Source organism: Pseudoalteromonas sp. H105 (assembly GCF_001469215.1).
GTDB lineage: Bacteria > Pseudomonadota > Gammaproteobacteria > Enterobacterales > Alteromonadaceae > Pseudoalteromonas.
This window is the reverse complement of the sequence record NZ_LOFH01000009.1, coordinates 49,147-61,822: the sequence shown is the minus strand read 5'-3', so window position 1 is coordinate 61,822 and position 12,676 is coordinate 49,147. Positions and strand designations below refer to the sequence as shown.

The following is a 12,676-nucleotide window of genomic DNA, read 5'->3' as shown; positions in this document are numbered from 1 at the left end:
CAAGCTATGAGGCATTATTTTTGCTGTTTGCAATTTTCTCTCTAATGCCGCTTATTGCTTGCATCCCTTTATCCCTTTTACTCTCAGAGATAGGTTCAATTGGTTCTGGTTTATAAAAACTTGCTTCGTGGCGCTTTTTAGCCTTCGCAGCTCTTAAAATAAAAAATTCAATAGGCATAGCAACATCAATTAATACCTTTAATTCCGATGCGCTTACTTTATGCTTTCTTGCGACATTTGTTATAACTGCTCTCTTTTCACCATAGTTCATAACAATACAATGAACAGCAATATCTGCTGCATGCCCAAGCGCAGAATCGTCCGTATAAGGAATATTAGCTTGGTATTCTTTTACAAGTTCTTTACTCATTCGCACCTCTATTTTAAATGAAGCTTACCCCTCCACCAATCGATATTAGTGCAGATACATGTGTTGTCTGATAACCAACTTGTCGTGCTAGAGTCCGTATCAATATGACAGGAACTTTTGGTAGCTCTTTCACTTGAATACAACTATCAAGGTTTAGCTCAAAACCCTCCTTTGGAGCAACTTTATATTTTCATCAAAAGTCTAACTTAAAGGTTCTCTAACATTTATTAAACTTTATAGCCCTTTAAAATGCATCCTTATTAGGGTGGATTCAGCCCTTATCTTCTATATTTTTATATATAAAAAAGCTTTCCCTTTAAAAATAGCCCTAGGCTATTTGTGCCTGTAGGCTTAACCAATTTTCTTTTTTTAGCTTGTTCCAAGCAGCAAGAATATGGGCTGGCTTCATTTTCGACTTTCTTGCATTCCAGCTATGTACTGTATTAATAAGCACTTCATCAGTAATGTTATTGGCTTTTAGCTCATTCGTTGCAACCCAGTGCACAGTTGAAAGTAATTCCATACCGTTTTGCGACTCAAACCCTTCTATTAGCCTAGCGACTTTATCAAACCGCTGTTTTGTTTCAGGGCATGCTTGCAAATAATTAAGCGCCTCAATAGCCGCATCATCTTTAAGCACAATTGGCGTATCTGGCTTGTTTATGCCATCTGCATAACCGCTAATAAAGTGACCTTCCATTTTATCTAACACATGGCGCAGCACATCAGCATAAGGGCCATAATGATGTTTTTTAAATACAACTTTATTTAAAGGCTCACCTGCCGCTGTTAAAAAGTAAACGAGCTTTTGCACTTCCAATAAAGACAAACGATACCCAAACCCTGTAGATATGTAACGCTCTATCAACCCAAGTACAGCGGCTCTGCCTAGCGTCATTTCAGGTCTTTTAGTTTTATTAGGCATCGCCTGGGCCGTTGGTGCATTTTGTGGTGGGTACACACGCCATTCAACATCTGGCAATTCACTTAAAGAGTTGTGTATAAGTGAATCAACAGCATCCCAATCTAAGCCCCCTAAGCCGCTTCCCAGTGCTGGTAAGGCGACTGATTTAAGCCCTAATCGCTTCACTTCAGCTTTTAGGCTGTTCAGCCCTTGCTCTATATATTCAAGCTTAGAGCGACCTTTCCAGTGCGCTTTAGTAGGAAAGTTAATAATATAAAATGGTGCATTAATAGAGTTAAGCTCAACGGTTAACACTTCACCTGTTACCAGTTTTTTATCATCACAGGCTTTTTTGTATACTTTAAAGTTATCAGGAAAGGCCTTTTTAAACTGCAAAGCAAGCCCTTTACCCATTACCCCTACAGTATTGACTGTATTGATAATAGCATCAGCTTGATCATGTAAAATATTGCCTGTTTGATAAGTAATCATCTTAACCTCAGTAGTACCACTGCGGCCTAACTACGACCTCAGGTTTATGCTGCGCATTTTGAAGTAGCATATTTACTTCATTAGCAACATCTTGTGTTTTTACGCCTATTTGGCGAATAACTGTCCATTGTACAGATTCAAACGCTAAAAACTCAGCTTGTTTTTCTTCTTTAAAGTCCTGCCAATAGCGTTCATTAATAATGCGCTTAATATCCAACTCATTAATACGCGTAAAATCATCAATTTGCTCTGCATAGTCTAAGTCAGCATGAATATCTGTAAAAAAGCAATGTTGGTTTCCCAGACGCACTGTTTCTGTGTCGCTAATTAAGTGTAATACCTTATCTTGCCCACCGTCAAAGTCGTCATGTCCACAATGAATCACATACAACATGACTGAACGCGGGCAAAAGTTAAACGGCACATACTGGCCAATCGTACCACCCGCAGCCACTTTTACAGGGCGAACTAAACGGCGTTGCTTAATATGACTATAACCAATATTTTGGTTAACCAAGCCAAGCTCAATACGTTTAGCGTCAGACCATAGACAACCTTGACCTAAAATACTAGCCAAGTTATCAATATGTGTAATGTGCGAGACTTTGACCGTCATAATAAGTCCATAGCCTGTACCGAGTTAGCTAAACGTCTTTCATGGCCTAACGGTGTTGTATAAAAGCGTTGTTCGATACCATATAACAAGTACTTTAATTCATCATCAGTTGTTACTTCAAATTTACTGTTATCTTTATCAAACTTAAGCTTTTGCTCACAGTAGCTATGAATATAAGAACACATTTGGTCTCTATCTTCAGCAGCCATAGTAGCAAGAGTGTCCATAGCTAAAGCGACTCTCTTGCGATTTGGCTTCGATACTTTTTTGGTACTAAAATCGCCTGAAAGCTCTATAAAATCTTCTTCAAGAAAGCTTTCAACTTCTTCATTGGTCGCTTCTTTGTAAAGCACATCGATACCTTTAAAAACACTCGATATAGAGGCGAGGCTTCGAAAAACTAATCTATCTTTTTCTTTAAAGTACACAGCATCAGCAAACTCATTAACTACTAAACGCCTTTCAGTACTTTCAATTTCCGCAGCCTCACCAAAAGCAATCATCTTCCTTGTAACAAATAAAGAAGGTGTTATTTTTTGAAAATAGAAATCACCCGCTTGAATGGCTAATAATAAATTAATACTACTAAACTTATCTTTTGAAAGGTCAAAATAGTCCTTTGAGTCAAATTCCTTTTTCAATATATCAAGGCAATATGATTGCTTACTAAAGTTATCAATTTTAAACCATGAATCCTCATCCAAATTATGATCAGGAGCATAGTCAACGCAGGCCTCATCTGTAACGAACAGCTTATTAAACAGCGTTTTTTCTGATATAAGTTTAAAAATTTTCCTTTTACCATGTCCTTTTATTTTAGCTAGTACGTGATCCATCAACTATCTCCATTCAATAAATGTGTAATTATTAATTCGGTGAGCTTCCTTAATAATTATTTCATCAGCGGTTTTGTATTCATGTCTGCTGATCAAAAAGATTGCTCCACCACTTTTAGTTTTTATATTGTAAAACTCAAACCCAAACAGTAAAAAAAGAGGATTAAAATATAAGGCCTGCGATAAAAATGTAAAAACGAATAAAACACCGTAAACAAAAAACAAGGTTTCCCAGTTCATAATGCTTAAGGCAACAAAAAAGTAACCCAAATAGCTCGGCAAGAAACTATTATTTGCGTGCTCCATATCTATAACTTGACCAACTTTAAAGTCGTCCTTACCTAGGTATCGACTTAAATAGATACTCACCCCTGTAAAAATAACGGGCACTGTAAAATAAAGCCCGTAAGACACCATGTTGTGCATTTCCACAAGGAACGTACAATTATCAAAGAAGTGTCCTAAGGTATAAGCTTTTTGTACTAAAAAAATAATCACCAGTAACGAGGTAGCATTAAATGTGAGTAGCAATCTAAATAGCAAATTCATTCAACTTAATCCTTTTCTGTTGGCAAAATTAAAAGCTTAATCTTCTAAAATAAAGTCTTGTAGGTGCTTATCTACCTTTATTCTTAGTTTAAAAGGAGGAATACTACTACCATCCTTACCCTCAAAGTATGCTTTAGCTTTAATAATATCAACTGTCGCTTTTAGGTTATCAAATCGGCCAAATTGGTTTATGTTTTTTTCATTAATTACACTGCTCATTAGCTCAATTAAAAGCGATTTATCAACACCTAAATCATCAACTAATTCGTTAATTTTTTTGTTTTCTTCGCTGTTTTGGTAATCGTTTATGTAATCTCTAAAACTATGGCCATCTACTAACTTAGCATCACCGCGCTGTAAGTCGTGCAAAAACAATTTAGCGTACTTTTGCTCGTGTTGAGTGAGCGATGAAAACGACTTATGTAGTTCATTAAGCGTACGCTCAACACTAGCTTTATCCTGGCCTTGATCCAGTTCTTTTAAATATTTATCAAAGCGACTGTTCATATAGTCGGTATCGATTTTACCGGTATCAATTTCCGTTAAGTAACCGCTAATATCAAAAGGTACTTCGCCGCCACCAGCGCCGCCACCACCATCTGAGCCAGCAAGTTCTCTATAACGTAGTACTAAGGTCAAGTAGGTTTGTTCGTCTACTGCTAGCGTTACTTCACGCTCATTATTGTCACCAAAAGTGTGCGTAAGCTCTTCCCAGTGTAAGCCCTGCACTTTTGCTGCTTCTAAGTGCTGGTTGAAGGTTTTAAATAAATCTGCAAACTTAGCGCAGGCTTCAAGATCTTCGGGTAGCTTTTCAAAATTTTCAACGTTAGCACTTTCAAATAGCTCTGTTATATCTGCTGCTATTGTGTTCATCGCTTCAAGGTTGCTTTCTAAGCGGTCAACAAACAAGCCTATGGGGCGATCCCCTGAATAGAGTTTAACTGCATCGTTAATGTGTTGTTCCATGGTGTGTGGATAGCGGTAGTAACGAATAATACCGTGTGGTTTATCTGGCCCAAATAAGCGGTTAGTGCGTGAGAAGGCTTGAATAATATTTTGATATTTAATCACCTTATCCAAATACAAGGTGTTAAGCCACTTAGAGTCAAAGCCTGTCAGCATTTGATCTACCACTATTAGTAAATCTAACTGTTTTTCTGGCTCTGTGTGTATGCGCTTATAGGGCCTTTTATGAGCAAGACGTGCGGCTAAATCTTTTTTAAACTTACCATGTTTTGCAAAGTCAAAGTCTTGTCCATAACGTGCATTATAATCAGCCATAATCTCGTCTAAGCCATCACCTTTAAAGGTCGGTCCACGATCACCGCTACCGTCATTATCAATATTCGGGTCAAAAAGTGCTGATATTTTAAGCTCTGGTTTAGCCGCTTTTAAACGGCGGTAGTAGTCAATGGCTTCAGCAATACTGTTAGTAGCTAAAATTGCATGAAATTTATTAGCCTGGCTTAGCACATCCCATTTGTCTAAAATGTCGCTTACCACTTTTTCTTGGTGGGCATCTGTTAAGTATTGGCTTTTAGGCACATAATCTTCAATACCCTTATGGTACTTACCCGTCGCATCTTTTTTGCCTGCCATAAGCACATCATTCATAAAGTGGTTAAACTTTTTCTTTTTAGCGGGGCTACTCATAGCATCAGCCACCGAGTCTGCTTTTGCTTCGGCTAAAGCCACCTCTTTTTTTATGTCGCTATCTTTAAAAGTAGGTACTTTATAAGGGTCAAAGCCTAATACGTTGCCGTCGCGTATCCCATCAGCAATACTGTAGCGATGTAATTCGCTACCAAATACAGTGCTGGTGGTATTGCCGCTTTTTTCATTCTCTTCTTGGATGGGCGTGCCCGTAAAACCAAAAAACAATGCGCTAGGAAAGGTACGCTTAATGGTAATCAACATATCACCAAAGGTTGAGCGATGCGCTTCATCAATAATAAACACCAAACGCTTGGCTTGTATTATTTCAATATCGGCAGAGTTAGTCGCTGTGCCTTCATCATCAACCGCTTCGAATACGTTACTCATTTTTTGAATAGAACTAACAATTAGCGTTTCAGCCGGATCTGTACTTTTTAACTTAGAAATTAATACACCCGTATTCTCTGTTGCTTGTACATCTTCATCGTCGCTAGCAAAATTGCGGTATTCTGAAAGTGACTGTGTACCTAACTCAATTCTGTCCATTAAAAATATAACTTTGTCAGCATCTTTAGATTGCGAGATTAACTGTGCAGACTTAAAACTGGTCATGGTTTTACCTGAACCTGTGGTATGCCATATATACCCCCCTAGACGTTCGGTATTAGAGTTTATTTGCTTCCAATTAGTTTTAGCTACTTTATCGGATATCGCATTAGCAGCATAATACTGGTAGCTTCGCATTACCTTAAGCACACCGTCGGTATCGTCGGCCACGGTATAAAAACCAATCAACTGATGCGCCATAGGAATAGACAACAAGTCAGATGCTATATCTTTCCAGTAATTTTTGGGCTCATTCATAAAGTCGGCCCAGTTAAATTGGTAATCGGGGTTAAAGTTGCCGTCTAAGCCTGGATTGGCAAAATATTTAGTCTCATTCGGCTCCATAGCTACAAACACTTGAATAAGCGAAAACAGTCCGCTAAAAACGCCTTCTTCACTGTATTTTTCAATTTGATTTACTGCTTGGCTTACCGGTATACCGCTGCGTTTTAGTTCTACATGAATAACGGGCATACCGTTAATTAATAATACTACGTCGCCGCGTCTATCGTTACGTAAAGGACTACCACGCTCAAATTTTGGTTGTTGTACTATTTGGTAACGGCTTTGGCCTGCTGCTATTTCTTGGCGATCATAAATTTTTAAGCTAACCTCTTTACCTAAACGTTCAGGGTGGGCTGGATTATCACGCTTAATTGCTACTGTTTTGCCATTAATTAAACCGTTGAGCTTTAAAGGGGTTTTAAGCTCTTTTATTTGCTCAATAATCTGCTGAATTTCACCGTTGGTAAGCGGTACATCGTTCAAGCGGTCTTGTTGCCGGTTGTTTTCAAATAAAATATTTGCCCAGTTTTGTAATAAATCAGCTTCTGTTTTATTTTTTAATATTTCAGCTTCCCACCCTTTTTGGGTAAGTACTTCAATAAAAGCCTGCTCAAATTGTGCTTCGGTTTTAAACGTGGTCATGTTTTTTACTGCTCCTTGCTAAACAAACATTTTTCTCAAGCAGGCCTTCTTGATGTTTTTGAGTTTGGTGATTTGTTGTTGATGTTGGTTTATCAATACATCGAGTTGATTAAAGTACTCGCCTAATTTAACTTTTTCTTTTACCGTTGGAGGTAACTTAATTTTAATCAATCTTATATCTTCGACAGTAATATTTGCGTGAGATGAAGATTTTGTTAGTGTTTGGAAGTACTCTTGCCCAACCTTAGAAAGCAATTGGTGAATAATTACCAATCCATCGGAAGCACACTTCAATTTACATATTCCAACAGCTCCACCGACCAGTGACTTTTCTGGTAACTGATAAAAACCAACATTTCCGATTTTTCCAGATATTGAAATAAGAACAGATGGAACATCTATAAGTATCCTTGGATATTTATTTGCAACTTCACAAGGAATAAAGAAGTCGGTTTCCAGATTTATGTTTGGACCACTAAAATCTTTATTTTGTATAAATGAGAATGTTTGACTACTTTTTGTCCTCACCAATGAGGGCTTGATTGTCGCCGAATAGTCAAAACCAGTTTGCTTAGTTATGAGGTTACATAAATCATCAAGTTGCTTCTCTTCCCACTCTTCACTAAACCCTTTAAAACGAATTTCTGGAATGGTTTTTCCTTGTTTAGGAAACATTTTTTCCAGCATGGCTTTTTTAATGCTGCTTAGCTTGTCATGCTTTTGTTGGTGTTGGTTGATTAAGTTGTCGAGCTTTTGGAAAGTGTTACCAATTTGAGTTTGTTCAGGTTCAACAGGCACATTTACTTTCTGATTCTTAACTATGTCAGAATTTAGGTTGACTTGACTTCCTGGCTGACCATATTGCTGCCACTTTGGTTCAAATGATTTTAACCATTGGTACATAAACTCAAGTTGAAAAGTAGGTTTTTTAAATATTAAGAATCCATCGTGAACCCCTGTCTCAACATAATTCACTACAGGCTTACCAACACTAGCTGCAATACTTAAAAGCAGGTGCTTTTCATGTAATACTCGCGTTTTTTCTTGGCCAAGTTTCGAAATTCTTTGCTTTAAATGGTGGATTCTACCGTCTTGCTCTGTTACATCTCTAATGCGTAACCAACCAACGCTTGATTTAGCATCAAACCATTTAGGATCTTCTATAGGCCGAGGGCTCGCTCCACGAACAATTTCCGCTAACTCATCTAGCTCTTTCTCATACCACTTCCCACTAAACCCTTTAAAGCGAAGTTCTGGCACGTTTGAATCTAAGCTCATCTTAAGCGCCCTTCAACAAGTTAGTAAGTTCATTTAAGCCTTGTATGTCAAACTCATTGCCCGTGAGTTCACACATCAACCCAGCTAGCTCTTGCTCGCTGGTTTTGATATCCTTAGCGACTTGCGAATAAGTCACTGTATATTTATCAGCTAAAGCTTGTACTTGAAGGGTAAGTTGGCGAATAACATTGCTTGGCATAGCGTCTAATTCTCGGCTAAGTGGCTCTATCCACTTTAGCTGTAGCAGCTCATTCACTTGTTCATCGGTTAAACTTTCGATGGTAGTTTTGGTTTTCAGGTGTAGTTCTTTAGCTTTATCTTTAATATCACCCTTAAGCTCAGTTTGTTCTGTTAACAATTTATCTGCTTGAACGAGCTTTCCTTCGAAGGTTACTAGAGGAAATTCAAACTGAGCTCTTAAGGTTTGTAAATAAACATTTATCTTACCTTTTCCGTATGTGCCGTCCTTACTCGCTTCAATATTAGTCCAGCCAACATGAGAGTGAGCAGTAACAAATGCTAGCTTTTCTTGCTTTTTAGCTTTGTTATCGAGAATTGAAATGTATTCATTGATCGTTCTAATTTCTTCTGAATCAACATCGGCGTATATTTCTTTTATTTTTTTGGTTAACTCTCCTTTCACGAACCCATCATTATTGTCATTCAGGAACGGCGAATCTTTTTCTTCTTCTGTAAGTGATTCAATTATCTCTTCAATTTGTGTTGTAACTTCTGCCAGTTTTAATTCTTGGCTTTGTAATTCTTGCAAGCCGTCTTTTAAATACGTTTTCTGCACTAACTCGAAGGGTAATATGTGGCCTTTCCAGCCATCTTGCACTTCAGTGTCTTTCCCTTTGACCTTTTTGATAACGATATTTGGATCCACTTGTTTAGTGGAGGCAAAACCCTCTGTTTGCATCATTTCCAAATCAGCACTTATAATTTGCCATTGATTATTTTGATATTGGTAGGCTAAATATTTGTCCACCAGCGCAATAGGCGCTAAGCGTTTAAATAGCTCCTCACTGAGGTCAGCCTCTACTTGATTACAGTTAACCGTTTCCCATCCTTTAATAAGCGTAGCATTTAGGTAATCATCGTAGCCATTAAATACGTGGTTATAGGTAGTGATAAACTCACGCACTTGTGGATGGTCGCTAATGGTGGCGTTCACATCTTTTTTAGCAACTGTAAGCTCGCTATAAGCGGCTGACTTAGGCGTAAACAATGCAGAGTGCAATTGCGGTAAAGCTTGCCAATAAGTTTGTAGCTCGGCTATTTCAGTATTAGGAATACCACCAAGCATAGTGGCGTGTAGATCCCAACTCTCTACGGCGGCTGAAGAGTCGACATAACGCGGTATATTTAAGTTGTAGTCATTTTCACGAAGAGTGTACTTACTAACCACTTTTGAAAACTTATCGATACTTTCACGATTAATAACCGCATCAGTCACTCGTTTTATATCACTTGCTTGTAGCTTGTTGTTTTTGCCTTCTTTAATAAAGTGTTTAGAGGCATCAACCACTAGTACATCAGTGTTTTGTCGTTTTTGTTTGAGCACAATAATAACGGTTGGTATGCCTGTACCAAAAAAGATATTAGCCGGTAAACCAATAATCGCGTCGATGTGATTATTTTCGATCAATTGTTTACGTATTTGGCCCTCTTCACCACCACGGAATAGTACACCGTGTGGCAGTACTATGGTCATAATGCCATCGGGCTTTAAATGATAAAGGTCGTGTAGTAAAAAAGCAAAATCGGCTTTGGCTTTCGGCGCAAGGCCAAAACGCGAATAGCGAGGGTCGCTGTCTTTAAAGCTTGGATCCCAGGCTTGTGAGTAAGGTGGGTTTGATACAACTGCATCTACGTATAAAGAGTTGTATGTAGCAAGCGGATCGCTTTCATCAAAGTATGGCCAGTCGTCTTCTAAGGTATCTCCATTACGTGTAGTAATGTTGTCGGGTAGAATGCCACGCATGATCAGGTTCATACGGGTTAAGTTGTAAGTGCTTTCTTTTAGCTCTTGCGCGTAGTATTTAATATCGTCTTTACTTTTTGCATATTTAGCAACTGAGCTACCTATGTTTATTAGTAATGAACCTGAGCCACTGGTTGGATCGTAAATTTCAATTTTATCTTTATGTTTTAGTTCATGTGCTGTGATTTCTGACATGAGTAGTGACACTTCGTGAGGCGTATAAAACTCACCGGCTTTTTTACCTGCATTGGCGGCAAACTTTTCAATTAAGTATTCGTAAATGTAGCCCAGTACATCGTAACCAACATTACCGCCCATAGGGATGCTTTTAATTAAGTGTAGTAAATCACTTATCGCTTTAGTACGTTTAGGCGCACTTTCACCTAGTTTGCTTAAGCCTGTTTCAAGTGTGGTAAAAATACCCTCAAATAGCTTTTTATGATTAGGGTGAATAAGACGGCTAAAAGCAGAAAGTGCATCACGCACGTTAGATTCATCAAAGTCTGACTTTGGATCAACCCAAGTAGAAAACAGGTTATTGTAAGATATAAAGTAACCTAAGTTGCTTTGCACATATTCTAAGGTTTCAGGGTCATCTTCGCCAAGGGCTTTAATTTCATCTTCGGTCATGCCTTGCTCTTTAACAAAGCTAACCAATTGATCACTTACGTACTTGTAAAAAATAAAGCCTAAAATAAAGTCTTTGTAGTCGTTCGCTTCAATTTTTGAACGCATTTGGTTGGCTGATTCCCAAATTTTGGCTGCTAGTTGTTGCTTATTCATAAATAAAACTATTTCCTAATACTTAAGTAAAACGCAAACAGGTAATGTTGCTTACGCTTCGAAAAATTCTTCGTTTATCTTTTTCAGGTGTAATACCTGCTCATCTCAGCTGCCAATGTTGTATCGCAGGATGAGTTTTGCTAATTCTTTGCCATTTATGAGGACGATACGCATACCTATGTCTTTAGCTTTTTGCACGGCTAATGGAGTATGGTAGTAACGTAACTTTACCCATTAATAAGTCCCTAGTGATGGCCTTTAAAGAAAAGATTGGATAAGCTTTTAGTTATCTTGGAACATACGTTACACCTTTGTTTATCTATCCAGGCTTCAAGATCTTCACCTTCAAAACACCATGAACCATCAACTTTAAACTCTGGCAACTTGCCCTCGTCTGCTCACAGATAAAATGTTTTTTAGTTAAGCTTTAATTACACCGCAAGCCCTTATGTTATTAGTATTTAACCACTCATTTCTTTGTCTCTAACTATGAGCAAAAGTAGAGTATGAGAAAATTACGGAATGGTCAATTTAATGCTTTATAAACCCAAATATACAAGCACTATAAATAACAATAATAGAGCTGTGCCATCGATACTTTGACTTTACTTTGTTACTTAACTTTTGTGAGTTGTTCCCACTTAGACCAGTCTCTGCAACTTTGAGAAGCCTCTTTTTCACGGCCTTTATTTGTACCTACCATACAAAAGCCGCTATTATTACTCTTAGAGTAAGTTATAAAATAACCACCTTTCGTTTGTCTTCTTCCTTGCCAATAGGAACAAGTTAAGCAATTTTTTCCAGTACCATTAACAACAGAGCCAGAACTTTCTCTCTTTTTAGGCGCTTTGCTTTTTTTACTTGAACCGGAGCCTAGCAACACATCAATGGCACAACCTCCAACTGCAAGTGCCCCTAAACCAATAGTTGATGCTATTTTACTTGTTGTTTGTAATAACCTTTCCTGCTTTTGGTTCGATAAGTTCAACCCTAAAGAGTCAGCTAGCTTTTCATAACTTGGAATCTCAATATCAAGTCGCTCTGCTACTTTTTGAATGAAGCTAAACTCCTCCTTATCAAGAAAGCCATCTGCGGCTGCCACTTTAATTAAAAACTTTAAAGTAGCGAGGTTTGATTTTTTTACTCTTTGCTCAAAGCATAAATCCAAAAGATCACTATTATGAATACGTCTAGATAGACGGGCTTTATATGCCAAAGCGAAGGCTGTCATTTCGTATTGGTTTTTGCCTGTTACATCCAAAGATAACTTTTTAATAGTCTCTTGCTCTATATCGTCTTGCGCACCATCTGAAATTGCTAACGCACCTGCCAAAGCACCGCGCAAATAAAAAAGTCTTAGCTTTTTATCTTCAAACGCCTCAGGGAAGTTTTTTAACCAAAACTCATCAACCTCTTTTAACTTATCTTGATTAGATTTCTCAGACTGACAGTCGAAGCATTGTGGTGAAACACCCAACGAGAAAGTGTCATCTATCATCCCATGAGTAGAGCATGTAATGGGTTAGTTATTAGCACAATCCACACACAAAAAATCTTTTCTTTTATCACCAGGTAATTGTTCTTGTATTACCCTTTCTGGAAATGCATGCCTGGCACTTTTCCTTATATCTAACCCTGCGTAATTAAACGCTATTAACTTCCTTTTATTCTGACA

The 12,676-nt window shown here is 38.0% G+C and carries 9 protein-coding genes; all 9 read right to left on the bottom strand.

From position 1 onward, the window contains the following. Positions 1–4: 4 nt before the first annotated feature. The 9 genes from ATS75_RS14985 to ATS75_RS14945 all read right to left on the bottom strand — a co-directional run bounded on the left by ATS75_RS14985 (position 5) and on the right by ATS75_RS14945 (position 12,499). Positions 5–370 (bottom strand): hypothetical protein, encoded by a 366-nt coding sequence (locus ATS75_RS14985; protein ID WP_058561236.1) that lies wholly within the window; start codon positions 368–370, stop codon positions 5–7. 328 nt (positions 371–698) lie between these two features. Further along, the gene (locus ATS75_RS14980) at positions 699–1,766 is read right to left on the bottom strand and encodes a macro domain-containing protein (protein WP_058561235.1); all 1,068 of its coding nucleotides are present in this window, start codon (positions 1,764–1,766) and stop codon (positions 699–701) included. A gap of 7 nt (positions 1,767–1,773) precedes the next feature. Then, positions 1,774–2,382, bottom strand: a complete 609-nt coding sequence (locus ATS75_RS14975; RefSeq protein WP_058561234.1) for a DUF4433 domain-containing protein — start codon at positions 2,380–2,382, stop codon at positions 1,774–1,776. After that, positions 2,379–3,218 carry a hypothetical protein gene (locus tag ATS75_RS14970; protein ID WP_058561233.1) on the bottom strand — a complete coding sequence of 280 codons (840 nt, stop codon included), beginning with the start codon at positions 3,216–3,218 and terminating at the stop codon, positions 2,379–2,381. The genes ATS75_RS14975 and ATS75_RS14970 overlap by 4 nt, the downstream gene beginning before the upstream one ends. Before the next feature lie 3 nt (positions 3,219–3,221). Further along, positions 3,222–3,767: a hypothetical protein gene (locus tag ATS75_RS14965; protein WP_058561232.1), complete on the bottom strand. Its 546-nt coding sequence runs from the start codon at positions 3,765–3,767 to the stop codon at positions 3,222–3,224. Between the two features lie 36 nt (positions 3,768–3,803). Then, a complete protein-coding gene (locus ATS75_RS14960) occupies positions 3,804–6,956 on the bottom strand; it encodes a type I restriction endonuclease subunit R, EcoR124 family (RefSeq protein ID WP_058561231.1) in 3,153 nt (1,050 codons plus the stop codon). Between the two features lie 18 nt (positions 6,957–6,974). Then, positions 6,975–8,234 carry a restriction endonuclease subunit S gene (locus tag ATS75_RS14955; protein ID WP_058561230.1) on the bottom strand — a complete coding sequence of 420 codons (1,260 nt, stop codon included), beginning with the start codon at positions 8,232–8,234 and terminating at the stop codon, positions 6,975–6,977. A 1-nt stretch (position 8,235) separates the two neighbouring features. Next, the gene (locus ATS75_RS14950) at positions 8,236–11,001 is read right to left on the bottom strand and encodes a type I restriction-modification system subunit M (RefSeq protein WP_058561229.1); all 2,766 of its coding nucleotides are present in this window, start codon (positions 10,999–11,001) and stop codon (positions 8,236–8,238) included. A gap of 613 nt (positions 11,002–11,614) precedes the next feature. Beyond that, the gene (locus ATS75_RS14945) at positions 11,615–12,499 is read right to left on the bottom strand and encodes a TerB family tellurite resistance protein (RefSeq protein ID WP_152996233.1); all 885 of its coding nucleotides are present in this window, start codon (positions 12,497–12,499) and stop codon (positions 11,615–11,617) included. Positions 12,500–12,676: the final 177 nt, after the last annotated feature.